Below are 24,001 nucleotides of genomic sequence, written 5' to 3' on the forward strand. Positions count from 1 at the left end.
TTGGGGTACACGAGGCAACCCCGCCGCCGGTCGCGCCGGGGGGGTGCCACGGCGCACACTGTTGCCGGGCCCCGGAAACCTGTCAATATTAATTGCTAATTAACTTAAAAATGAGTTCCCGGAGAGTGGTTCGCCCTGCGGCCTGTGGGCTCACCCGACGACCCGTCTTCCCCTCGGCACGCACCCACCAGGGCCTGGACAGGCTCGTCGGACGTCCCGGACGACCGTCACTCACATATCCGGCCGACCGGCACGGCCGAATCGGCTCAGAAGCGGCAGCACCGGCCTGCGGATCGAGTTCGCGACTCGCCCCAGCCGGCCTGCCGGTGGTGCACGCCCGGCCGACGGTGTTCATGGGGCCCCGTGGCCTCGGGCCGGGCCGGCGCCGAGGGCGCCGAACTGCCCCAGCCCACGGTGGACACCAGCCGGCAGTTGGGCGCTGCCGCGCCCAGTGGAGTAAGGGTGCCTGGCCTGGGCTTTCGCCCGTCAGGCGTGTTTCGCTCCGTCCACTCGGAACGAGGCTCGGGCTACGTGGTGTCTCCCACCCAAACCTCCGAGCCAACCAGCAGGTGCCCGCCCTGACGGACGCGGTCCCACTTCTTCATGGACTGCTCGATGAGATGGTGGGCCTGCTCCCGGACGCCTCCCCGCCCCACCGCCGTACCGTCCGGAGTGGCCGAGAACGCGCGCCCGGCAGACGCGGACCTCTGCTCCAACCTGTCGTAGGGCTAGCGGAGTCGACCCACGTCGCCGCGGGTGCGGTCAGGGGCGGGAGGCGAGGGAGTGGGCCAGCCGGAACAGGTCGCGCAGCCAGGGATCAGCGCCGTTCGCACGGGCCAGGGCGGCCAGCTCGGCATCACCGAAGGCGGCGAGCGGGCGGTGCAGCAGCGCGCCGGGATGATGGAGGTCGTGGACCCTGGACAGCCACGCGAAGGAGCGGCTCCGCAGCGGGGCGGTGACGTCGAGCTGGCCCGAGTACGCGACGAACCGCCCACCCGGCGCGGCAGCCACCGACTTGAGATGACCGGCGTCGCCGACGAAGGCGAGCGGGGCGGCGACCGGGGCCAGACCGTCGGCCGGGTCGAAGAAGTGCACGCGGTCCTCCGAGCCCGCCTTGCCGCCGACCACGCCCCAGGCCGGCACGGCGAACAGCTCGGACATCCGGACGGTGTCCCGCCGGGCCACCGGCTCCAGCTCGGACCCGCCAAGACGCCAGAGCATCAGACCGCCGTGGTTCCCCGCGGTCACCAGCAGGTCCTCGTCGGCGAAGACCAGATCCGACACCTGCGCGTGCCCCTGCGGCACGGAGGCGGCGGCCAGCGCCCTGGTGAGCGAGGCGTCGGCGGCGATGAGGCGGCGGCCGTCGCACAGGACCATGCGGTCGCCGGCGGGTGTCACCGCCATCCGGTGGGCGCAGGTCAAGGCCCACTCGTAGAGGTCCACTTGGCGCAGCTGACCCGTGCGTCCCAGCACGAACGCCGCCGGGACGAGCGCCAGGCCGACCACGCACCCACCCAGCGTGGTGGCCACGCGCAGACCCGTGAGCCGGTGGTCCTGTGCGAGCACCCGGGTGTCGCCCGGCCGGTGCCGGACGAGCTCCGCCTCCGACCCGCGCCCCGGGCGCCGCCGCACCGCGACCACGTCGTCGGTGCCCAGGCAGGCGAGGGAGGCATGGCGAACGGGGCCGCGGTGCAGCACGGTGCGGCGACCGGAGTCGAGGTCGAGGGTCTCGATCGTCTCGGCCCTTCCCCGGTCGGCACCGGTGACGACGTGGGCCATGGCCAGGACGCCGCCGCCGTACGCGAAGGCACTGTGCGGAGCCGAGTACAGGCCGAGGTCCTCGGGCAGCAGCCGCGTGGCATCCACCGCAGCGTCGGCGATCAGCGGATCGGCGTGGCGTGGTGAGGTGGCGCGCAGCCAGGACAGCAGCTCCCGGTCCGAGAGGGACGCGGGCGACCAGCCGCGCCGGGGCAACCGGCGGACCAGCCGTACGGCGTCGGCCAGGGGCGCGGCGCAGACGAGTTCCCAGTAGGCGGGCCAGTCCCGCAGCTTCGTGAGCCGCGCGGCCTCGGCGTGCAGCGCGGCGGGCGCCAGGGCGCGGCCGGGGCGCGGGTCCGGCCGCCACCCGTGCACGGTGATGGTGGCGGCCGGGATCCGCCGCATGTGGTCCGGGTCGAGCCGCGGGGAGCGGGCGTCGGCCTCCGGGTCCTTGGGCAGGCCGGCGGACTGCCGGGCGTCGTTCTGCGCGTGCAGAGCGCTCAGCAGCACCCCTTCGTAGGTGGCCGGGGCCGTGCCGGCGAGCCGCCGCAGCAGCGCGATGGCCTCCTCGCCGACCGCCAGCGCTTCGCCGGGGTGGCGCGCGTCGAGGAGGGCGGTGTGCAGATCCATCAGCGAGGCGGCAGAGGACCCGGCATAGTGCTGCGGGCTGGCCTCGGCGAGCCGCCGGCCGATCGCGGCCACCTCCTGCGCCACCTCGACGGCCTCCGCGTGACAGCCGTCCGCCGTCAGCTGTTTCCGGAGCCGCGACAGGGACGGGACGAGCGGCGTGTCCTCGGGGAGCGCGCCATCGGCCACCAACTCCCGGCTCAGGGCGACCGCTTCGCGCAGCCTGTCCGCCCCGGCGGGCGGACGGAACGTCAAGGAAGCCCCGTTGGTCAGGGCGATGGCGAGCCCCCGACGATATTGTGGGTCGCGGGCCGCGACGTTCCGGTAGGTCACCGCCGCCCGTTCGTTGGCGAGGTATGCCTCCTCCCAGCGCCGGCACCGCTCCAGTACTGCCGAGAGGTTGGCCAGCGCGGTGGCCAGGTCCGGCGCGTGGGCCGCCTGGTCCGTCGCCGTCAGGCGTTCGAAGAGGTCCACCACCTGCTGCTGTGTGCTCAGCGCCTCATCGAGGCGGCCGAGCCGGGCCAGCTGGCCGGCGACATTGGTGAGGGCGCGGCCGACGTGTTCCTCGTACTGCTCGGGGTCGGTGACGGCAAGGTCGCCGAAGATCTCCGCACCTCGCTGCGCGGACCGCAGGGACTCCTCAGTCCGGCCGAGATCGTCCAGGTTGTTGCCGTGATTGACGAAGAGCCGGGCCTGCGCGGCAGGGTCGTCCGTTGCGGCCAGCCGGTGCCCGAAGAGCCGCACCCGGAGGGCAGCCTGCCCCACGACCAGGTCCGCGGGGACCGGATCGGGCACCTGCGCCGCGATGTCCTCCAGGAGGCCGGGCTCGATGTCCGCGAGGTCGGCGAGGGCGGTGAGCGCCGCGCCCCCGGCGGCGACGCCGAGCCCGGGGTCGGCGGTCAGCAGCGGGTACAGACAGGTGGCGCCTACGTGCGGCCAGCGGCCCGCCGCCGTGGCGAGCGCCGTGACGGCTCGGGCGGGACCGCCCCCGCCGCGCAGCACTGTGGCCGCGGTGTCCGGGGCCCAGGCCTGCGCGGGGTAGTCGGCCGGGTGGCCCGGCAGCGTGAGGGCGACGAAGTCCTCGGCGAGACGGTCCGGGTACAGCGGCTCGAGGACGGTGTCGTCCGCCGAGTCCGGCGGCGGATAGCACACGGCGTGATCCGCGAGCACGGTCGCCGTGCGGTGGTCGAGCCGTAACGCGTCGACCAGGAGCGTGCCGCGTGCGGTCGGCTGCGTTCCGCCCAGCGAAGCGGTGAAGACCACCCGGTTCATCACGGCGGGCGGGACGCTGACCCGGCCCTCGCCCCGCTTGTCGTTCAGCAGGGCCCAGCCCAGCTGCTCACGGTCGAGGAGGTAGACGGTCAGCCCCGCCAGGTCCTGCGGCGCCCGGCGGCCGGTGGCCAGGGCGTCCACCGCGACCAGCGCCGCCATGTGCACGGCGAGCGTGAGCCCGAAGTCCGGGTGGTGCAGATCGGGTTGGCGCGCCTCCGGGGCGATCCCGTACCGGGCGGCGAAGCCGTCGCGCGCCGCCCGGAACATCGCGCCACGGTGGTCCCCACGCTGCCCCGGCTCGCCCGCCACGGTGAGGGGCCCCAGCGCCTGGGCCGACACGTCGACCTCTTCGTTGGCCAGTGCGGCGCGCAGCGCCGGCCAGGGATCGGTACTGCGCGCCAAGAGCAGGACGCGCGTCGGAACCTCCGGCTGGTGCAGCAGTGCGTTGCTCAACAGCCACGTCAGACTGGTGAGCGGCCAGCGGTCGGCGTAGTCGACCAGCACGAGCAGCCCCGCCGCGCCGTCGAGGCGCAGGTCCTGGCTCCCCGGCGGCGGCAGCACGCTGCCCGGCCCCTCGACCGCGGTGACCACCTTCCAGCCCTGCGTGTCCAGTTCCTGCGCGAGCTGGTGCGCGAGCCGGGTCTTGCCCTGGCCGCCCGGCGCGTGCAGCCAGCGCACCGCCCGCCGCAGCCCCTCGACGCACCATGACCGCAGTGCCGCCAGCTCGCTGTCGCGGCCGGTGAACGGGGCGACGGCGAATCGGGCGTTGAGCATCCGGCTGGGCTGCTGCGTCAGCCAGTCCGCCTCGGGCTCGGGGGCCGGCGACCAGCTTTTCAGGATGTACAGCGGGGTGCCGTCACCGAAGACGTGGATGTCCGCGCCTATGGCCCCGTAGGCGAACCCACCAGTGGCGGTGACGTGCTGGATTGTCACGTCACCGGGCCGCCGCGGCCGGACCCGGGCTCCTGGTGGATGATCACGCTGCCGTGCTGCACACCGAACGCCTGCCCATGGTCACGTGCCTCGATGTGCTGTACCCAGTGCTGCTGGGAGCGGGGCAGCTCGCCCTTCAGGCGCTCCGTCAGCTCCCGTACATCATGGAGCACTTCGGGGTGTTCCCGCAGGAACGCCTCCAGGCGCAGCTGCCAGGCGGGCATCAGCGTCCGCCGCGCCGTGTCGGGGTCGTCCGCGGCCCCGACCAGGGCCGCCTCACCGTCCAACTGTGCTGCAAGTCCGGCCTGTTCGTCCTCGTTGCCGCGGCGCAGCACACGCAGCATGCCGGTGCGCGCGGCCCCCCAGGCGTCCGTGGCCATCGCCGCGACCAGCGTCGTCGACGCGGCCGTGGCCACTGCCACCAGGGATTCGATCATCGGCTTCCTCCAACCGCTCGGCCCATGTGATCCCATCGTGCCATCAACCGGGGGCCGGAGACGCCCCGCGATCGAAGAGCCCCAGGTGCACCTTCTCACCCCTGCACTCCTCAACGCCTCTTTCGCTTAGGCTTGTCGATCGAACGCCACGGGCGAGGGAAGGGGCCGCCATGTGGAGGCGCAACGGTCCGCACCGCAAGAGCCTGCGCAGGCAGATCCGCACGGCCCGCGCCCTGCTCGACGAGGGGTCCCTCGAGCAGGCCGAGTCGCTGATGCGCCAGCTGGTGTCCGACTGCGACGACGCCTTCGGGACGGATACCCCGGAGTCGATCGGCCTGCTGAATCTGCTGGGGTCGGCTCTCTACCAGCAGCGCAAGTTGTCCGAGTCCGCGACCATGCACAGCGAGGCCGTGGACCGGGCCGCCCGCGTCCTGGGCCGCGACCATCCGGAGACCCTCGGCTACGCCCACAACTACGGTGCCGCGCTGGCCGTTCAGGGGCGTACGTCCGACGCCGTCGCGATCCTGGACGACACCCTGCAGCGCCGTATCCGCCGGCTCGGCAATGATCACGAGGACAGCCTCACCACCGCCAACACACTGGGCGCGACCCTGTTCGCGGCCGGGGCCGTTACCGACGGTCTCACCCTGCTGCGCCAGGCGTACGCCGCCAGCCGGCGCCTGCCCGGCGGACACGAGCTCCGCGACGACATCGCCCGGAACCTGCGGATCGCGCAGCGCAACGCGGGCGGTCGATGAACCCCGGCGGCGACGGCCAGCGGTCTTGTCGATCGCCACACGCCGGCCATCGGCCTGCCCGGACCACCACAGGAGGTACGTTGATGTCCCAGGTCCCCAGCTCGAACGCTCCCGATTCACGCATCGGATGCAGCGCCCCGGAGTTCCTCAACGCCGATGCGTGGACCGTCTACGGCCGACGTCAGCTGAACCGTGATTTCATGCCGCCAGTCCCGCAGCATCTGAACTGGACTCCGTGGGACGGCGTCGGCCCCGGGGCTGAGATCCTCGGTGATATCAGCGGCCGACGTGTCCTGGACATCGGCTCCGGGGCCGGCCACCACGCCGTCCACCTGGCCCGAGCCCACGGCGCACACATGACCGCGATCGAACAGTCACCCACCCAGCACCAACGCGCCGTCGGCACCCACGCGGGTGTACCCGGTGTCCGGTTCGTGCAGGGCGACGTGGTCGACTACCTCCGCACCGCCGAACCCTTCGACGCCGCATACGCCATCGGCACCATGGCCTTCACCGATCCCCACCGCACCCTGCCTGCTCTGCGCGACGGTCTGCGCCCCGGCGCACCGCTGGTCCTCTCACTGCTCCACACCGACCTGCACGATTGCGGCCCGTCCACGACGGTCGCACCACGGGAGCAGATGATCCTGCTCCGTGACGACCCGCCACTGCCCACCCGGATGTGGGTCCTGGCACCCCAGCTGTGGGAGGAGCTGCTCACCGAGCACGGTTTCCGAGTCGAGGCCATCGACCTCCTGCGGCACCCCGACGAGAACGTCCCCGTCGTACAGCAGCTCATTCGCGCCCGCCGCGACGCCGAGCGGCTCGCACGCATCTCCAGCCGCCCCCGCACCACGCGGCCACCCGCGCCGCACGCGGCCATCGGTGTCGGTGCCATCGTCCTCAGCGACCAGGGCGTGCTCCTCGGCCGCCATCGCCGTGGCACCCTCGAACTGCCCGGCGGAACCGTCGAGGCCGGGGAGTCCCTCGAAGCGACGGTGATCCGCGAACTCGCCGAGGAGACCGGCCTGACCGCCCGGCTGGACGACGTCACGCTCCTGGGCACGCTCGTCGACCACGTCGAGGACGTCGTGCGGGTCACCGTCGGCGCCCTCGTCAACGCCTGGCAGGGCCGGCCGGCCACCCAACCGCACGAGAGCGTCGGCGACTGGGCCTGGCACCCACTGGACCGACTGCCCGACGGCCTGTTCGTGTGCAGCGCCCAGATCCTCACCGCCTGGCGCCCCGACCTCCCCATCGACCACACCCCTGCGCACTTCACCCCCTACGCCTACCGCACACCGCCCCCGGTGACCGTGGTGGACGGCATCGCATGACATCCACCACGGACTCGCGCCTGCGGCGGCTTCCGCCTCCACCGGGCGGACCGGGCCGCCGCCGTGATGGACGCGGGAAGTCGTGCCGCACCGGATCGACTGCCCGGTGATGGTTCCGAACCAGGTCTCGATCCGGTTCAGCCAGGAAGAGCCCACGGGGCCGGTCGGGGCGGATCCGCTTGACCGCCTCGCCGAGCGCCGTGCAGCACAGGACGGTATGCACCATGTCGTCGGTGCCGGGCTGCGGCCGGCCGTCGTGCTCGCGGCCCAGGAGTCCGGCCCGGGTGGGCGCGCGTGCGCCTGCCCGGGCCGGACGGATGTCGGGTCAGCAGGCGCCGAGGTCCTGCCAGACTCCCCATTCACCTGTGGTGCCGGGCGTCTCGTTCTGCGTCCACCACTTGGCCTGCCACGTGTGGCCTCCGTACGAGACGGTGTTGCCGGCCGTGTAGACGGCGCCGCTGCTCCACGCGGCCGCGGTGCAGCTGCCGCCCGGAGGCGGGGTGGTCGGAGGGGTGGTCGTGGGCGGGGTGACTCCGGCGAACTTCACCGAGTACTTCGCGAAGTCCCAGCTCGACTGGGCCACGCTGCTGCACGTGCCCGAAGTCTGACCGTTGTTGTCCGGCGGGGTGCACTGGCGGTCGCGGTTGAGGGACCAGAAGGTGAAGCGGTCCATGTGGTGGCTGGTGGCGTAGTCCAGCACGGTCTGGAAGTCGGCCTGACTGAAGTACTCACCGGTGTCGCTGCGGCCGTTCATGCCGGAGAAGCCTTCGTGTGCGTACGCATTCGCCGCGTCCCAGCCGAAGGTGGACTGCAGGATGGAGTTGAAGTTCGTCAGGGCGCTCGTCTGTGCGGCCGCTCCGTTGAACCCGCCGTCGAAGGGCATGATGGAGAAGTTGTTCGGCGTGAAGCCCTGCGCCTTGGCCTCGTTGAGCATCTGCTTGCCGAACCAGCCGGTGCCGTCGGCGGTTCCCGCCGTGGTGACCGAGACGTAGAGGCCCGGGTTGTTCTGCTGGAGGATCTTGGCCGCGCCGATCTCGTGGGCGATGGCGGTCGCGTTCTCGTACTCCGGCTCCTCCAGGTCGAAGTCGATGGCCTTCAACTGGTACTTGGTGATGACCTGTTGGTATGCGGCCGCGGTGGACGACGCGTCGGAGCAGGTCTGGCCGAGCTTGGTACCCCCGTACCCGCCGATGGAGACCGACACGTCACCGCCCTTGGCGCGGATCGCGCTGATGACGGATGCCACGGCCGTGTCCGACGAGACCGGCGACGTGCCGTCCCACGTCGGGCTGCAACCACCCCCGTTGGGGGCGAGGACGAAAGCGAGCTGGAACGCCTTGAGGCCGGTGGCGTCCATGATGGCGCCCGCGTCCGGCGGGTTGTTGTCGCGCGGCATCAGATAGGGCGCGGCGGCGTACCACCGGTTACTGAGCGCGGTGGCGTCGCCGGACGCACCCGAAGCCTGCTGCGCTGCGAAGGCACCGAGTCCTGCGGTGGCCAGCGCGGCGGTGGCCGCACCACAGAGCAGAGCGCGAAGACGCTTCATGGGGGACTCCTGTCGGGAGAAGGTGCCGCCAGAATCGAGGTTTGACGTAGGCACGTCAATGCGTTGGACTAGACCATTGCGGTTTCTTGAAGATTGACGCACCGAGGAGGCCGCCACTGAGTACCGGCAGACCGGCCAACTCCCCGCCGGCGGCACCCGTACGCCTCTCCCACCGCTACATGGAAACCTCGATCAGCCGGGCGGCGCGGTGCTGCGCTCCCGACGCGAACGTGGAACAGCACCGAAACGACCTGGATACTCCGCCGCGTCCTCCGGGCGCACGCCGCCGGTCATGGCGTCCGGATGCGCCTCGCGCCATGCGGCCATGGACCGGTTCCAGTCCTCGCCGTCCAGCGCGGTGAGTGAGGCGGGGAACAGGCCGTTCTCCTCCTTGGCGATGTGGCTGTGGAGTTCCTCGACGGCTTCGACGAACCGTCGGCGATCGCCCGCGTCGTCGAGGTCCAGGGTGTCGAGCAGATGGTCGAGGTCGCGGTGTTCACGTTCGAGGGCTGCGATGTATTCCGCATACTCGTCGTCCTGGCGCATCACTGCGAAGAGCCCGTGCTCTTCCCCCTGCCAGTGGGCGCGCAGGGCCCTGGCCATGTCCCGCACCAGTCCATGCGCGTCGGCGACGGAACCCCGGTTCAGGGCCCGGACGGCCTCTCCCGCCAGATCGGTCGCCCTCTCGTGCTCGGCGATGAAGTCCTTGATCAAGGAGATCTCGCGGCACCCGCAGTAGTGGCACACGTCTGAACCTCCGTCGCACAGTCACCGCCCGTGCGACGACGATAGGCACCTCGGGACCCACCCGCCCGGAGTCGGGGGCCGGTCGGGTGCACGCCTTCGGACTGCGGAGCCGCCCCCGTCGGCCGGCAAGGCCCCTCGTCTGCCGCATGAAGACCGGAGGGGCACCGGGGCACCGGGCTGGCGTGACGCCCGGTCAGGTCGGTGCGTGCGGCCTCGCCTTCGGCTGGGGCCGGCCTGCGTCGCCCTCCCCATCCGTGATTCCGGACCGCCCCTCGGCACGCCGAACCGATGGCCCCACGTGAATCCGAACGGCGCAGGCCTTCCCTCGAGGATCCGGATACCTGATCATCTGGTTCCATGCGTATGCCAACCATTCAGCGAAGATTCCGCCATCGGGCCGTGCTCTGGGCCGTCGCCGCAAGCCTGGCCCTGACAGCCACCTCAGGGGTGCCGGCCGGGGCCGACTCCCCTGCGCCCGGCCTGTCGGACACCCTTGACCACATTCTCAGCGACACCCGGCTGGCCGGCGCCCAGATCGGAGTCGTCGTCAGCGACGCCAAGACCGGGCAGACGCTCTATCAGCGCAATGGCGACGGCCGTCTGGTGCCGGCATCCAGTACCAAGCTTCTGACGTCGACCGCGGCCATGGCGCTGCTCGGCCCCGACTACCGGTACAGCACCGACGTGTTCGCGGACGGCTCCCGCCACGGGTCCGTACTCAAGGGCGACCTGTACCTTCGCGGTACCGGCGACCCCACGATGCTGGCCGAGGACTACGACCGGCTGGCAGCATCGGTCGCCGCAGCGGGGATCCAGCGGGTCACCGGCCGGCTGGTCGCCGACGACACCCGCTTCGACAGCAACCGGCTCGGCGCGTCCTGGGCAGCCGACGACGAGTCCGCCTACTACTCGTCGCAGATCTCTCCGCTGACGGTCGCCCCGGACACCGACTACGACGCCGGCACCGTCCTGCTCACGGTGACCCCGGGTGCCGCGCCCGGCGATGCGCCCACGGTGAAAGTCACCCCGCCCAACGACTACGTACGCATCGACAACAGCGCCACCACCGTCGGCGCCGGCGAGAGCCGTACGGTCGCCGTCGATCGCCCGCACGGCAGCAACACCATCGTGGTCAGCGGCAAGATTCCCGTCGGGAGCGCAGCCACGAACTCGTGGATCAGCGTCTGGGAGCCCGCCGGCTATGCGTCCGCCGTCTTCGCGGACGCGCTGGCCGCACACGGAGTGAAGGTGACCGGAGAGCCGGTGCTGGGCAAGGCCGTCCCGGAGGGTGCCACGTCACTGGCCTCCCATCCGTCGATGCCGCTGAAGGATCTGCTGACGCCGTTCCTGAAGCTGTCCAACAACAACCATGCGGAAGTGCTGGTCAAGACCATCGGATACGAGGTCAAGGGCAGCGGCACCTGGTCGGCCGGGCTGTCGGCGATCGCCGACTACCTGCGTACCCTCGGGCTGGATCCTGCCGCCCTGCGTCAGATGGACGGCTCGGGCCTGTCGAGAATGGACGTGGTGTCCACCAAGCAGTTCACCGAGCTGCTGGTCGCCGCACGTCAACAACCGTGGTTCCAGGACTGGTACGGCGCCCTGCCGATCGCCTGCGTGTCCGACCGGATGACCGGCGGAACGCTGCGCTCCCGTATGTGCGGGACCGCGGCCGCGGGCAACCTGCACGGCAAGACCGGCTCGCTGACCGGCGTGTCGGGGCTCTCCGGCTATGTGACGGACGCCGATGGCCGGGAGCTCGTCTTCAGCTTCGTCAGCAACAACTACGTCGCGAGCTCGGTCAAGAACATCGAGGATGCGGTCGGAGCGGCGCTCGCCGACTACAGCGTCAAGGGCGCAGAGCAGCTGAACGGTGCGGCCCGGTCCGCCCGGTCCACGACCGATGCGCCCGCCGCAAAGGATGAGCAGAACGGGCGCACCGACCTCGAGTGCTCCTGGATGAAGCCTGCGAGCTGCTGAGCGACGATCGTTGACCTCCAAGGCGGCGCACGCAACCACCGGGCGCTGATCCAGCCGGAGGCCGACCGGACGGTGAGGGGCGGGGACCGACCCCGCCCCTCACCTGTGGCCGATGTCGGCCTGCCCGCGCGGCTCCGATCGCAGCTTGCCCGCGGCGACAACGCCTGTTCCTATGCGCCGGCGCCTCTGCGCTCAACTCGATCCGGCTCCCATCGGCCACGCGGGCACGGCCCGGAGAAGCGGCATCGGACCGCGTCGACTGTTCGGATCCGGAATCCGATGACACCCGCGGGGGCCGCCTCCCGCATGCGACAGGCCCGCAGGGGACGCGCCTTGAGCGTGTGGTCCGGATGGCCCGTCGCCACGCGCCGTCGTGTGTCCGGTGCGCTCAGGCGTTGGGGCGCTTGCCGTGATTGGCCTTCTTCTTCTTGCGGGCGCGTCGCTTGTTCCCTCGCTTGGCCATAGTCCACTTCTCCCGGATTGGGTGCATTTAGGGCGATCGTCAGTATAGGTTCGACCGGCCGCGTCTGCAGCAGGAGCGTTGCGCGTACACCAGAAGTCCGCCCGGTCAGGGGACCCATTTGTACTTGCCTCCGCCGACCCATCTCACGACCGCGGGATCGTCGAAGTCGATCTCGGACACCCCCGCCTGGTGCGCCAGCCTGATCACATCCACCATGTCGTAGGCAGCCCCGGCCAACTCTCCGTTGACCTCCACCATGCGGTACGGCGGGTCGTCCGGCACGACGCCGAGGACGACGACGGGGGTGGGGTGGAACGCCTCGCCAGCATCGTTGGTCATATCTACAGCGTGTGGCAGGGGCGGGCCGCGCACATGTCGAGCGGAGCGCCCCCTGGACACAATCGCCGGGCGAGGCCGCACGGGGCCTGCCCCGCAGCCCCCGCCTCCGGCCTCGAACCTCGGGCCGGATGAGCCGGGAGAGAAGTGGGCGGCGTCGCCGAACCACAGGCACCGACCCGCGGACCCGGAGGCCCGGGAGCACCTGCTGCGAGCGTACGCATACCCGTCACCGCGATGGAAAGATTTGCCTGATATCTTGAGAAATGCCGCAATTGACCTGCGGCACTCGGCTGTGCCGCCCGCACGACGGGAGCAGGAATGACCGGTGGACCTGAGCCCATCAGCGCTGTCGCCCGCGCGGCGCTCGAGCAGGAGCTGTCCGATCTGCGCGTCGAGCGCGATACCGTCGCGGCCACCTTGCGGGGCGGCGACGAGGTGGGTGACAGGGCGGACCAGGCCGACGAGCTGCAACGCGCCGCGGAACTCGACCGCCTGGACCGCCGCATCACCGAGATCGACGGTCGGCTTCGCGAGGCGGCCGTCGCCGGTTCTCCCCGCACCGGGACGGTCGGCGTGGGCAGCACCGTGACGGTTCGGTACACGGACGCCACGGAGGCGACCGTCCGGATCACCGAGATGGCCGAGGAACGGGACCAGACCCTGGTCACCGCCGACAGCCCGCTCGGCCGCGCCCTGCTCGGGCGTCGTGTCGGCGACACCGTCGACTACGAGACGCCGGAGGGGCGGACGACCGCGGTCGTACTGTCTCTCGGCGACGGGGACGACAGGTCTCCGAGCGGGTCATAGCGCAACGCGTGACACCGGGCGGGAGAACGCCGGGCCGGCGCCCTGACCGAACCGCCCCTTTGACGCAGTCCCGGCCTGACCGTACGGGACCGCCCTCGTGTCAGCCCGTGACGATTCCGGCGACGAGGTTGATGGTGGTGGCCAGGATGCTGGCACCGAAGACATACGACAGCAGGCAGTGCCGCAGGGCGACCGCGCGGATCGTGGAACTGGAGACGTCGGTGTCGGAGACCTGATAGGTCATGCCGAGGTTGTAGCTGAAGTAGAGGAAGTCGCTGTAGCGCGGCGGGGTGTCGGTGTTGAAGTCGATCCCGCCCCCGGGTGGCTGATAGTAGATGTACGCGTAGCGGGTGGCGTACATCAGGTGGAGTGCCGCCCAGGACATGAACACACCGCAGAGCGCAGTCGCGGCCGCGGCGTGGCTCAGGTCCGAGTCGCCGGCCAGGAGCAGCAACACGATGCCGACCAGTCCGCACACGGCGGCCAGGACGATGACGAGCTCCTCGACGACGGGCCGGAACTCCTCGCGCCGGACGATGCGATGGGTGGTGGCGGCGTCCATGGGCCACAAGGCGAGCCACCCGGCCACGACGAACAGCGTCTCCGCCGCGGCGATGCCCGCGAGCATTCCCAGGGGTGGGTGGGTCAGGACGCCGACGACCGCACCGACGGCCGCTCCGGCGACCGCCGCGCCCGCGAGTCGGGATACGGCGGAACGTACAAGCCAGTGGTTCATGGGAGCCTCGAGTGTGACGCCTCGGCAGCTCGGCGAAGGGTCTCAGACCTCCAGTACGTCGACCGTTCGCGCGGCCGCGGTCCGTCGACGCGGCGGTCCCGTGGCTCGGGGCCGACGCCGACGACACAGGTGAGGCCGTCGTCGGGGGAACGGAACACCACGGAGCGGGTCGCGCCCGCCGGAACCTGGAACCCCTCGCGCGCGGCTCCCTCATCCCCGGGACCCACCGTGGCCATCAGGAAGACCGCTGCCCCGGACCGATGCGTGACGACAGGCTGGGACACGGCCGTGAGACTCCCGACGGGCAATGAGCCGCAATAAGGAACGGAGGGGAACAGCGTCAGAGTAGCCGCGGGCGTAGCGGCGTGCAGCGCGGCGGCACCACGGCGCTCCCTTGTCGAAAATCCGGCACTGCCCCGTCCTCGAAAGTCGAATGGCGGGCACGTACCGGCAGGCATAACCTGCCCGAAAACGACGGATTATCCCCTCATGTCCGCATGGAGGAAGGGTTGAGAGTCTTGAGCGCCGGCACTGACGAACAGGAATCCCTGGAGCCCCGCGTGGGGCCCACCCCCGAGGGGGATCCGGAGTTTCACCCGTACCACCACCCTGCCGCCGGCTGGGGCGCGGCCAAGAGCGTGACCCGTTTCCTGATGCGCGAGGGTGCGCTGGTGGACGGGCCGCGGGCGATCATGCGGATGAACCACGAGAACACCGGGTTCGACTGCCCGGGCTGCGCGTGGCCGGACGACACCAAGGGTCTGCACCTGGACATCTGTGAGAACGGCATCAAGCACGTCACCTGGGAGATGACCCGCAAGCGGGTCGGGCGCGACTTCTTCGCCGCGCACTCGGTGACGGAGTTGGCCGGATGGAGCGACTACAGCCTCGAGAACCAGGGCCGGTTGACCGAACCGATGGTCTACGACCCCGATACGGACCACTACGTCCCCATCTGCTGGAAGGACGCCTTCGAGGTGATCGGCCGTGCCCTGCGCGGCCTCGACAACCCGAACCAGGCGTCCTACTACACCTCCGGCCGGCTCGGCAACGAGGCCACGTTCCTCTACCAGTTGATGGCCCGTGAGTTGGGCACCAACAACCTGCCGGACTGCTCCAACATGTGCCACGAGGCCAGTGGACGCGCCCTCCATGCCTCCCTGGGCACCGGCAAGGGGACCGTCGACCTCAAGGACTGGGAGTCCGCCGACGCGCTGTTCATCCTGGGAGTCAACGCCGCCTCCAACGCGCCCCGGATGCTCACCGCCCTCGCCGAGGCCTACCATCGCGGTGCCCAGATCGTGCACATCAATCCGATCGTCGAGGCGGCGGCCACACGCACCATCGTCCCGCACGACTTCACGGACATGGCCCTCTTCAAGACGACCCGCACCAGCACGCTGAACCTGCAGCCCCGCATCGGCGGCGACATGGCCCTGCTGCGTGGCATGGCCAAGGCGGTCCTGGACCAGTCCGCATCCGACCCCAAGGCTCTGGACCGGGAGTTCATCGACCGCTACACGTCCGGCTTCGAGGAATACCGCGCACTGTGCGAGGCCACATCGTGGGAGGAGATCGAGAACCAGTCCGGGCTGAGCCGCGCCGACATCCTCAAAGCGGCGCGCGTGTACGGCGAGGCCGACCGCAGCATCGTCAGCTGGTGCCTGGGCATCAGTCAGCACGAGCACGGCGTCGACACCGTCCGGGAGATCGTCAATCTGCTTCTCCTCCGCGGCAATCTGGGACGTGAAGGAGCGGGTCCCTCCCCCGTACGAGGGCACAGCAACGTCCAGGGCAACCGCACCTGCGGCATCGATCACCGCCCCACCGACGCGTTCCTGGACCGCCTCGCCGAGGTCTGCGACATCGAGCCGCCCCGTGAGCACGGTCTGGACACCGTCCACACGGTCAGGGCGATGCACAGCGGCGATGTGAAGGTGTTCGTCGGCATGGGCGGCAACTTCGCCCTCGCGGCGCCCGACACCTCGTACACCTACGCGGCGCTGCGCAACTGCGACCTCACCGTCCAGGTGAGCACCAAGCTGAACCGCAGCCACGTCGTCCACGGCCGCGGGGCCCTCATCCTGCCGTGCCTCGGCCGTACCGAGAAGGACCATCAGCGCAAGGGCATCCAAAGCTCGTCCGTCGAGGACTCGATGAGCATGGTCCACCTCTCGATCGGGATGAAGCGCCCCGCCTCCGCGCACCTGCTGTCCGAGCCGGCCATCATCGCCGGCATGGCCCGGGCCGCCATGCCCGACAGCGCCACGCCCTGGGAGCGGTACGTCGAGGACTACGACCGCATCCGCGACACCATGGCCAAGGTCCTCGACGGCTTCGAGGACTTCAACCGCCGCGTGCGCCTGCCCCTCGGCTTCCGCATCAAGCAGCCCGCCCGTGAACTGGTCTTCCTCACCCCGTCGGGACTCGCCGAGTTCTCCACCGCCGAACTGCCCGACGTCGTGCCGGCTCCCGGCGCCCTGGCGCTGGGCACCATGCGCTCCCACGACCAGTGGAACACGACCATCTACTCCGACAACGACCGCTACCGCGGCATCAAGAACCTGCGCACGCTCGTCTTCATGAACCGGGCCGACATGCGCGAACGCGGCATCGCCGACCGTGGCCCGGTCGACATCACGAGTACGGCGAGGGACGGCAGTCAGCGGTCCCTCCGCGGCTACCTCGCCATCCCCTACGACATCCCCCGCGGCTGCGCGGCCGGATACATGCCCGAGATGAACGTGCTGTGCGCGCTCGGCGACTACAGCACCCAGAGCGACCAGCCGATCATGAAGCACGTCAACGTCACCATCGGTCCTGCCGCCTGAAGCAGGGAGCGCGCACGGGCGGTACTCCGCGCGGCATCACCGTCCCCGTACGAACCGCTCCAGGAGAAGGTAGGCGCGCTGCTCCGCGGCGGCGAGCTCGGTCGGATCGATCTCCGCCTGCCAGAGCTCGCCCGCCGCGGCATCGTCGGCCTCGCGCAGCTCCACCACAGCTGCCGCCAGGTGTGTCTGGACCATGGGGTACGACGGCGCCGAACGGTCCGCCAACGCCTGCTCGGCATGCTCGGACGCCTCCGTGCACGCGGCGAGTGCGCGCTCCGCCCGGACCGCCGCGTGGCCGTGGACCACCGACAGCGCGCACGCCAGCGCGATGACGATACCGAGGAGACTGCTCAGCGCCCGGTCCGCGACGAGGGCTCCGGCAGGTGCCGGAGTGGCCAGGTCGGACATCAGCAGGGCCAACGGCGTGAGGAAGACGACGCCGAGACCGTAGTTGCGCGCCACGACGTACTCCAGCAGGAACTCCAGGAGGACGATCACCAGGACGAGCACCACGGGGTCGGGGCGGGCGGACAGCACGCCGAGCGCGAGCATCAGCCCGGCGACCGTGCCCAGGGTGCGCTGGACGGCGCGCCGTGACGCCGTGCGGACATTGATCGAATGCAGCACCGCGGCAGCGGAGATCGCCGCCCAGTAGCCGTGGCCGAGGCCAAGAAGAAGGGCCGCCCCTCCGGCAAGACCGGTACCGAGAACCATCCGAAGAGCAGGAACGAGCAGGACCGCCATGTGGCCGGAGCCGCCGTGGCGCCGCCCCGTCACCAGTTCCGCGGCACGCAGTTCGGCGGCGCGCCGCGTCGCGGGATCGGCCGGAACCGGCTCGGAGCCCGCCACGGAGACCATGCCGGCCTGGGCGACCAGGGACGGGAGCGACAGCTCGGGCAGGAGTCGGGGAATCCGGTCGCGACGGCTCCCAAGAAGGCGGACCTGGCGGCGCAGGTCCCGCGCCAGGCGGGTGGGGTCGTCCGGCGGACGGCGGGAGGCACCGATCAGCAGCGACCAGGAAAGGTCGATCAGACGGACGCATGTGTCGCCGCGGCCGCCCCACTCCGTGGCTGTCGGAGGCAGGCACCCCAGAGTCCGATACCCCTGCAGCACAGCGGCGGTCGCCCGGTGACGGACCAGCCCGCTTCCGTCCCCCTCGGCCGTTGCCTCCACCAGGTCCGCGAGCTCGCGCAGAGCCGCGGCCACCGCCAGCCGCTGCGGACGATCCGGGTGCACGAACCAGCCCAGCACGGCCAGCACCCAGGCCACGGCCGCACCCACCGCGGCCAGGCCGGTCCGGGGAAGGACGTCGGCCCACGCAGGCGAACCGTTGGCCGCCACGGCGAAGGAGAAGAGCAGCAGTACCGCGCCCAGTCCGCTCAGACGCGCCGCGTCACACGCGAGTTTCGCCATCCCGGCCACCACGGCCGTGGCGACCACCACGGCGGCGGCTCCCCCGTCCCGTGGATGGGCCCACGCGGCAAGGGCCGAACCGCAGCCCACGCATGCCGTCATGGCGGCCGCCACCACCGCGAGCACGCGGGCACGGCGCGCGTAGGGCAGGTTGCGGCCGAACGTGGTGGTGAAGGAGCCCAGCATGGCGTAGACAGCCTGGTCGGCCCGCCCGGCCAGTGCCATGGGCAGCGCGGGCAGCGCCATGGCGAGCGCGGCACGCAGGGCGAAGGACAGGGCGCCGTCCACGCTCTGCAGGGCGAGCACGCCACGCGGGGAGAGCGCACGCCCCACACGGGCTGCCGAACACCTCCGGCTACTCCCGATCACAACAGTGAGCAGAGGGCGCAAACGGGGCATATGCGGTGTATATCACCTGCATCTGCTGCCGGACGGGTCATGGAGCGCTGACGCCCCAGGTGCTCCGGGGCCCCGCCGGCAGCACGGCGGCGCGGAGTATGCGCCATGTCGGGGGCGGCCTTCCGGGCCACCCGGCGCCGCCCGAAGGGATTCCGGCCAACGACCTGATGAGATGGCCAACTATCGAACGACGCCACAACGCCCCATCCCCGGCCTCCACGCCATATGGGAACGTTTGTTCACGATCTGCCCCCGCCAGGGCCGTTACAGGCCGCCCAGAAGGGCCGTTCCTAGAGCACCAGTGCCCCTCGCGCACCCATCCGGAGGATCCGTGAATCCGATGCCCACCCTTGAAAACGCATCCGTCAGATTCGAACACCGCCCGCCTGTCGCCCCGTCGGCCGTAACCATCGGGGGCCGTACCGACGCCGGCGTGCGCCGTGCAGTACGCCGGGACACGAGGTGGGCGGCATGACGGCCACGGCAGGAAGAGGTCCGCACGACGCCAAGCAAGCGCCGCCCGAACCGTCGGCGTCCGAGAAGCTGCTGTTCGGCGGCGAGTTGGAGTACGACCTGGGCTGGAGCCAGCATCGCGGGGCCTGGCTGAAGCTCGGCATGCAGACGATGGCGGCGAGCCTGCCGCGGCAGGTGGCGATCGCCGTGCGTCTCGCCCGTCAGGCAGACCGCCGCGCCCTGCACGTGGTGGCGGTCAGCGAGATCGGGCGCGGCATCGCACAGGCCGTCTCGCTGGTTGCGGTGAACACACTGCTCGCCGGGCTCCTCGCGCAGGGAAGCACCGTCGAGCGGCTCCGGGCGGCGCTGCCGTCGCTCGTGTTCGTCGCCGTGATGGCCGTCGTCGGATCGGTCCTGAAGTCCGCCTCAACGGCCTCGACGGGGATTCTGGAGCCGAAGGTCCAGCGTGTCGCCACCGAACGGTACCTGGGCTTGGTGGCGCGGGTGGAGATGGAGGCGATCGAGGACGACGCCTTTCACAAGCTGATGGATTCGGCGCAGTGGGGCGCCGACGGGGCCCGGCGGATGGTCGGGTACTGCACGGCCGTGGTCACCTCGGCGATCTCGCTGGTTGCGGCCGCGGGCGTGCTGACGGTGTTGCATCCCCTGCTGCTGCCGTTACTGATGGCCATGGCCCTGCCGAGTGCATGGGGTTCCCTGACGATGGCGCGCCAACGGTACGTGAGCTGGCATCGGTTCGTGCAACACGCACGGGCCGCACAACTGCTGAGCCGGCTGCTGATCGATCAACAGGCCGCGGGTGAGGTGCGGGTGCACGATGTGGGGCCGTTCCTGCTGGAACACTTCCGGGGCATGGCGGAGACGAGCGAGAGGGAGCAGACTCGACTGGCGTGGATCGGCGCCCGCACCGGACTGACCGCAGACGCAGCCCGCGGGGTGGCCACGGTGGCCACGTACCTGGTGCTGGGGCTGCTGCTCTGGAACGGGGCGATGGAGCTGGCGGTCGGCGGCACGGCCGTTCTCGCGATTCGCACCGGCTCGGCGAGCATCAACGAACTGGTGCTGAGGGTCACCGACATGCAGGAGGAGTCGCTGTTCGTCGCCGACCTGGAGAGACTGTGCGAAGAAGCGGAGCGGCGGGCCATCCCGACGACAGGGCTCGACCTGCCGGAGCAGTGGAACGAGATCCGCTTCGAGAAGGCCACCTTCACCTACCACGGCGCGGACCAGCCGTCCCTGCATGAAGTGAACCTCGTCATCCCCCGAGGCAGGACCGTCGCCCTGGTCGGGAAGAACGGCTCGGGCAAGACCACGCTCACCAGGCTTCTTTGCGGCCTGTATCTGCCGGACAGCGGCCGGATCGTGTGGGGGGACGTGGATGCGGCCAAGGCCCACCGCGCCCAGATCTTCAGCCGGATCGCCATGGTCGCCCAGGACTTCCGCCGCTGGCCCTTCACCGCTCGGGTGAACATCGGCATCGGCCGGCCGGACGCACCGATCGACGACGCGGCGATCGACGCGGCGGCCGCGTACGCAGGCGCCGATGAGGTGCTGGCGAAGCTGCCCCGGGGCAAGGACACACTGCTGGTGCGTGGGTATCAGGGCGGTCAGGACATCTCCGGCGGGCAGTGGCAGAAGTTCGGTCTGGCCAGGGCCCGTTACCGCGACGGGCAGGTGCTGATCGTGGACGAGCCGACCAGCGCGCTGGACCCTGCGGCCGAACAGCAGGTCTTCGACCAGATCCACCGCCTCGCGGGGACCGGACAGACCACGATCCTGATCACTCACCGATTACACAGCGTCCGTCATGCCGATCTGATCTACGTCCTGGACGAGGGGCGGGTCGTCGAGCACGGCACTTTCGACGACCTGATGAATCCCGCCGGCGGCACCGGAGTCTTCCGTACGGCGTATGAACTTCAGGCCCGGCAGTTCCAGACCCCCGCCGTACCGAAGCAAGGACGGAGCACCGGCGAGACTCTCCGGTCCGGCGCGGATGGGCAGGCGTCACCGTGACCCTCCGGCCCGAAGCCCGGACAGAGCTCGAAACCCTTCTGCTCACCCTCGAGTTCGGCGTCATCCCCGGCGAGGAGACGAGGGCCTGGCCGACACCGTCAGACGGCGGTTCATCGCTTCCGGCACCGACCGGCGGCGCTGGTCCGACGGAGCGGCTGCCGACGGCCTGCTCGCGCCGGTGATGTTCGCCCGTGTGCACGAAGGAATGCGCGACGTGCGGCGAGTGACTTCGTACGGCTCGCGGTCCTGCTGACGGACGAGTGTCCACACCGGCTCGACCGGGCGTACGCGCAGGCGAAGCTGGGCCGGTGTGCCGTCCACAAGTGGTGGCACACCGAACAGCACCTACCCCATGACACCCATGACATGACAGGTCTCGTTTGTGTCGCCATCTGCGGACGGTGCCCCTGCCCGAAGAGCCCTTGGAGCGTATGTACGACGACGAACGGTGGCTTAGGTCAAACTTTCTGACAGGGTCCACGATCGAGAGGTCACGGAGGGCACCAGGGTGAGCAGACGGCGGAAACCGTCGCGGCAGGTGTCGACGGACGCACACCACGTGCGGCTCACCTCGCCGTCGAACACCGCGGTCGGCGCGTGGCCTTCGGCGGACCCGCTACGCGACTGGGAGGTCCTGACATGACCAGTAAGTTCACCGAGCTTGCGATCGACTGTGCCGATCCCCACGGTCTCGCACGGTTCTGGTGCTCGGTCCTTGACTACGAGGTGCAGGACGAAGACGACGGAATCGTCACCATTGGCTCCCCTCTGGTACCTGAAGGCAGGAACCGACTTGGCCCAGTGCCACCGACGTTGACCTTCGCGCAGGTACCCGAGGGCAAGACCGTCAAGAACAGGCTCCACCTCGACGTCAACCCGACCGACAGGGAGCAGGACGAAGAGGTCCGTCGCCTGCTCGACCTGGGTGCTCGACACGCCGACGTCGGCCAAGGCGGTGAGAGCTGGGTCGTACTCGCCGACCCGGAGGGGAACGAGTTCTGCGTCCTTGCGGGACGCCGCCCCTGATCGGAGGCCGCACACCGCGCCGGACCGACGTGCGGTCGCCTGCCCTGGCAGCCCGACCACACCCGCAACGCACTCGCCGGCTCCCGCGCAGGCGGGCCAAGTGCCCGGCCTGGAGCTGGACATCGGCGCCCCCATCGCCACCTGCCGCTCCGGCACCCCGGAACGAGACCGCCCGGTGGGGATTCCGGCAGGTCCAGGGTCACACCCACCGGTCCTGGGTTCAGTGCACGTCCGCCTGCGGCGCGGGGGTGTCGTCCAGGAAGCCTCCCGACTGGTGCTGCCAGAGCTTGGCGTAGGCGCCGTCCGAGGCGAGCAACTCCTGGTGCGTGCCCTGCTCAACGATCCGTCCGCGATCCAGGACGACGAGCCGGTCCATGGTGGCGACCGTGCTGAGCCGGTGCGCGACCACGAGCGCCGTCCGCCCCTCCATGAGCTGCCACAGCGCCTCCTGGACGAGGATCTCGCTCTCGGAGTCCAGGGCACTGGTCGCCTCGTCGAGCAGCAGGATCGGCGCGTCGCGCAGGATCGCCCTGGCGAGGGCGACCCGCTGGCGCTGCCCGCCGGACAGCTTGACACCGCGCTCGCCCACCATGGTGCCGAAGCCGTCCGGCAGTGCGTCGGCGAACTCCGTGACGTGCGCCGCCTCGGCCGCGCGTCGGATCTCCGCCTCGGTGGCGTCCGGCCGGGCGAACGCGATGTTGTCCCGCAGCGTGCGGTGGAACATCGCCGGGTCCTGCGGCACATAGGCGATCAGACCCCGCAGGTCGGCCTGGCGCAGCCTGCTGATGTCCTGACCTCCGATCAGGATCCGGCCGGCTTCGATGTCCGTCATCCGCAGCAGCAGTCGGGTGAGCGTGGTCTTCCCCCCGCCGGACCGGCCGACGAGACCGATCTTCGCCCCGCTGGGCACGGCCAGGTCGAGGCCCTCGAAGAGCGGCTTCGCGCCCCCGTGGGCAAAGGTCACCTGCTCGAAGCGGACGTTGGCGGCCTGGGACAGCAACGGCTCCGGCGACGCCGGGTCGAGCACGGTCGGCGGCTTCAGCAGCAGTTCGGTGAACTGCGCCGCCTCGGTCATCGAGCTCTCCAGACGGCGGTAGATCTGGTTGAACTCGAACATGATCCGCGTCGCGTTGGTGTAGAACGTGAAGGCGACCACGATCGCCTCCACGCTGCCTCCGCCGAGCGTGACCGCGAGCAGCAGGCCCAGCGCGTTGGTCGCCACGGACATCGGCGCGACCAGCGTGTCGATGCGCAGGTTTCCGTAGTCCCACGAGCTCAGCGTGAGCCGCCGCGACTCACCGACGCGGGACCGGTGCTCGGCGGCCTCGCGTTCCTCGGCGGCGAACGCCCGGACCGTGTCCATGTTCATCAGGCTGTCGGCGACGTGGCCCGACACCCGGGCGATCGCCTCCTCGCGCTGCTTGACGAGCGCCTGCCGGCGGCGGATGAGGGGTGCCACGCACAGCGCCGTCAGTGCGATCATCGCCAACAGCCCGACGACGAGCAGCGGTTCGTAGCGCCACAGCACCACCGACCCGAACACCAGCGGCACGAAGCTGCCCACGACCGAGAAGGTCAGCGTGTCGATGAACTCCTCGAAGCGGGAGGCGAAGCTCAGGACCCGTTTGGTCAGCGACCCGGCGAAGTTCTCGTGGAAGAACGCGGTGTCCTTGGCGAACAGTTCATCCATGCCCACCACGTACAGGTGCTCGATCGCGAGGGCGGCGACACGGTTCAGGCAGTGGAAACCAATACGCCACAACGTCTCCGCGAACAGCAGGACGCCGGCGAAGCCGAGGACGTAGGGCAGCGTCGAGCCGATGGCGATACCGGTGTCGCCGGCGATTCGGCCGACGAGCTTCGCGACGACCAGCGGCGCGATGTAGTTGATGCCGATGTTGCCCAGCGCCGGCAGCAGCATTGCGGGCACCGTCAGCCACCGACGCCGGGCCAACTCACGTCCGTAGTATCGAAGTGCGAGGAGCACCGAGCCCCTGCCCGGCGTTTCGCGCGATTCAGGCGATCCCATCCCAACCCCGTGTGGTCGTTCGGCAGCCCGCCACGTGCTCCTTCTGGGAGAAGCCATTGCCTCATCGGCCGTG

The 24,001-nt window shown here is 70.5% G+C and carries 16 protein-coding genes; 7 read left to right on the forward strand and 9 right to left on the reverse strand.

Translation table 11 applies throughout. From position 1 onward, the window contains the following. Positions 1 to 762: 762 nt before the first annotated feature. Positions 763 to 4,590: a tetratricopeptide repeat protein gene (locus OG878_RS02560; protein WP_328885205.1), complete on the reverse strand. Its 3,828-nt coding sequence runs from the start codon at positions 4,588 to 4,590 to the stop codon at positions 763 to 765. Next, positions 4,587 to 5,027 carry a hypothetical protein gene (locus OG878_RS02565; protein ID WP_328885206.1) on the reverse strand — a complete coding sequence of 147 codons (441 nt, stop codon included), beginning with the start codon at positions 5,025 to 5,027 and terminating at the stop codon, positions 4,587 to 4,589. Before OG878_RS02565 ends, OG878_RS02560 begins: the two co-directional genes overlap by 4 nt. A 170-nt stretch (positions 5,028 to 5,197) precedes the next feature. Here OG878_RS02565 and OG878_RS02570 point away from each other — a divergent pair, with 170 nt between their 5' ends. Together OG878_RS02570 and OG878_RS02575 are read left to right on the forward strand one after the other, a co-directional pair. Then, positions 5,198 to 5,785, forward strand: coding sequence for a tetratricopeptide repeat protein (locus OG878_RS02570; RefSeq protein WP_328885207.1), 588 nt, complete (start codon positions 5,198 to 5,200; stop codon positions 5,783 to 5,785). Positions 5,786 to 5,868: 83 nt separating this feature from the next. Beyond that, positions 5,869 to 7,122, forward strand: coding sequence for a bifunctional class I SAM-dependent methyltransferase/NUDIX hydrolase (locus OG878_RS02575; RefSeq protein ID WP_328885208.1), 1,254 nt, complete (start codon positions 5,869 to 5,871; stop codon positions 7,120 to 7,122). Between the two features lie 325 nt (positions 7,123 to 7,447). Here OG878_RS02575 and OG878_RS02580 read toward each other — a convergent pair whose 3' ends face one another. Continuing rightward, a complete protein-coding gene (locus OG878_RS02580) occupies positions 7,448 to 8,668 on the reverse strand; it encodes a carbohydrate-binding protein (protein ID WP_328885209.1) in 1,221 nt (406 codons plus the stop codon). A 192-nt stretch (positions 8,669 to 8,860) separates the two neighbouring features. Beyond that, entirely contained in the window at positions 8,861 to 9,415 is a 555-nt protein-coding gene (locus OG878_RS02585) for a hemerythrin domain-containing protein (protein ID WP_328885210.1), read from the reverse strand. A gap of 363 nt (positions 9,416 to 9,778) precedes the next feature. On the opposite strand from OG878_RS02585, the gene dacB reads away from it, so the two are divergent. Next, complete coding sequence (gene dacB, locus OG878_RS02590; protein WP_328891108.1) at positions 9,779 to 11,395, forward strand: D-alanyl-D-alanine carboxypeptidase/D-alanyl-D-alanine endopeptidase; 1,617 nt, start codon at positions 9,779 to 9,781, stop codon at positions 11,393 to 11,395. Positions 11,396 to 11,783: 388 nt separating this feature from the next. On the opposite strand, the gene OG878_RS42160 is transcribed toward dacB, so the two are convergent. Together OG878_RS42160 and OG878_RS02595 are read right to left on the reverse strand one after the other, a co-directional pair. Continuing rightward, positions 11,784 to 11,858, reverse strand: a complete 75-nt coding sequence (locus OG878_RS42160) for a 50S ribosomal protein bL37 (RefSeq protein WP_100661309.1) — start codon at positions 11,856 to 11,858, stop codon at positions 11,784 to 11,786. Positions 11,859 to 11,963: 105 nt separating this feature from the next. Then, entirely contained in the window at positions 11,964 to 12,197 is a 234-nt protein-coding gene (locus OG878_RS02595; RefSeq protein WP_328885211.1) for a hypothetical protein, read from the reverse strand. Positions 12,198 to 12,515: 318 nt separating this feature from the next. Here OG878_RS02595 and OG878_RS02600 point away from each other — a divergent pair, with 318 nt between their 5' ends. Then, positions 12,516 to 13,004: a GreA/GreB family elongation factor gene (locus tag OG878_RS02600; protein WP_328885212.1), complete on the forward strand. Its 489-nt coding sequence runs from the start codon at positions 12,516 to 12,518 to the stop codon at positions 13,002 to 13,004. A 100-nt stretch (positions 13,005 to 13,104) separates the two neighbouring features. Here OG878_RS02600 and OG878_RS02605 read toward each other — a convergent pair whose 3' ends face one another. After that, positions 13,105 to 13,740 carry a DUF1345 domain-containing protein gene (locus OG878_RS02605; RefSeq protein ID WP_328885213.1) on the reverse strand — a complete coding sequence of 212 codons (636 nt, stop codon included), beginning with the start codon at positions 13,738 to 13,740 and terminating at the stop codon, positions 13,105 to 13,107. Between the two features lie 497 nt (positions 13,741 to 14,237). On the opposite strand from OG878_RS02605, the gene OG878_RS02610 reads away from it, so the two are divergent. After that, a complete protein-coding gene (locus OG878_RS02610) occupies positions 14,238 to 16,571 on the forward strand; it encodes an FdhF/YdeP family oxidoreductase (RefSeq protein ID WP_443049048.1) in 2,334 nt (777 codons plus the stop codon). A gap of 36 nt (positions 16,572 to 16,607) precedes the next feature. Here OG878_RS02610 and OG878_RS02615 read toward each other — a convergent pair whose 3' ends face one another. Further along, the gene (locus OG878_RS02615) at positions 16,608 to 18,383 is read right to left on the reverse strand and encodes an FUSC family protein (protein WP_328885215.1); all 1,776 of its coding nucleotides are present in this window, start codon (positions 18,381 to 18,383) and stop codon (positions 16,608 to 16,610) included. A 471-nt stretch (positions 18,384 to 18,854) separates the two neighbouring features. On the opposite strand from OG878_RS02615, the gene OG878_RS02620 reads away from it, so the two are divergent. Continuing rightward, positions 18,855 to 20,873: an ATP-binding cassette domain-containing protein gene (locus OG878_RS02620; protein ID WP_328885216.1), complete on the forward strand. Its 2,019-nt coding sequence runs from the start codon at positions 18,855 to 18,857 to the stop codon at positions 20,871 to 20,873. A gap of 639 nt (positions 20,874 to 21,512) precedes the next feature. Next, positions 21,513 to 21,899, forward strand: a complete 387-nt coding sequence (locus OG878_RS02625) for a VOC family protein (protein WP_328885217.1) — start codon at positions 21,513 to 21,515, stop codon at positions 21,897 to 21,899. Positions 21,900 to 22,119: 220 nt separating this feature from the next. On the opposite strand, the gene OG878_RS02630 is transcribed toward OG878_RS02625, so the two are convergent. After that, on the reverse strand, positions 22,120 to 23,928 hold the full coding sequence (locus tag OG878_RS02630) for an ABC transporter ATP-binding protein (RefSeq protein WP_328885218.1): 1,809 nt from the start codon (positions 23,926 to 23,928) through the stop codon (positions 22,120 to 22,122). Positions 23,929 to 24,001 lie beyond the last annotated feature (73 nt).

This window comes from Streptomyces sp. NBC_00316, from assembly GCF_036158715.1.
In the GTDB taxonomy this organism is placed as follows: Bacteria; Actinomycetota; Actinomycetes; order Streptomycetales; family Streptomycetaceae; genus Streptomyces.

What these genes read in the sequence shown, in the direction of transcription:
- OG878_RS02565 (WP_328885206.1), bottom strand. Translation starts at nt 5,027, where the DNA reads ATGATCGAATCCCTGGTGGCAGTGGCCACGGCCGCGTCGACGACGCTG.
- OG878_RS02570 (WP_328885207.1), top strand. Translation starts at nt 5,198, where the DNA reads ATGTGGAGGCGCAACGGTCCGCACCGCAAGAGCCTGCGCAGGCAGATC.
- OG878_RS02575 (WP_328885208.1), top strand. Translation starts at nt 5,869, where the DNA reads ATGTCCCAGGTCCCCAGCTCGAACGCTCCCGATTCACGCATCGGATGC.
- OG878_RS02580 (WP_328885209.1), bottom strand. Translation starts at nt 8,668, where the DNA reads ATGAAGCGTCTTCGCGCTCTGCTCTGTGGTGCGGCCACCGCCGCGCTG.
- dacB (WP_328891108.1), top strand. Translation starts at nt 9,779, where the DNA reads ATGCCAACCATTCAGCGAAGATTCCGCCATCGGGCCGTGCTCTGGGCC.
- OG878_RS02595 (WP_328885211.1), bottom strand. Translation starts at nt 12,197, where the DNA reads ATGACCAACGATGCTGGCGAGGCGTTCCACCCCACCCCCGTCGTCGTC.
- OG878_RS02600 (WP_328885212.1), top strand. Translation starts at nt 12,516, where the DNA reads ATGACCGGTGGACCTGAGCCCATCAGCGCTGTCGCCCGCGCGGCGCTC.
- OG878_RS02605 (WP_328885213.1), bottom strand. Translation starts at nt 13,740, where the DNA reads ATGAACCACTGGCTTGTACGTTCCGCCGTATCCCGACTCGCGGGCGCG.
- OG878_RS02610 (WP_443049048.1), top strand. Translation starts at nt 14,238, where the DNA reads ATGGAGGAAGGGTTGAGAGTCTTGAGCGCCGGCACTGACGAACAGGAA.
- OG878_RS02615 (WP_328885215.1), bottom strand. Translation starts at nt 18,383, where the DNA reads ATGCCCCGTTTGCGCCCTCTGCTCACTGTTGTGATCGGGAGTAGCCGG.
- OG878_RS02620 (WP_328885216.1), top strand. Translation starts at nt 18,855, where the DNA reads ATGACGGCCACGGCAGGAAGAGGTCCGCACGACGCCAAGCAAGCGCCG.
- OG878_RS02625 (WP_328885217.1), top strand. Translation starts at nt 21,513, where the DNA reads ATGACCAGTAAGTTCACCGAGCTTGCGATCGACTGTGCCGATCCCCAC.
- OG878_RS02630 (WP_328885218.1), bottom strand. Translation starts at nt 23,928, where the DNA reads ATGGGATCGCCTGAATCGCGCGAAACGCCGGGCAGGGGCTCGGTGCTC.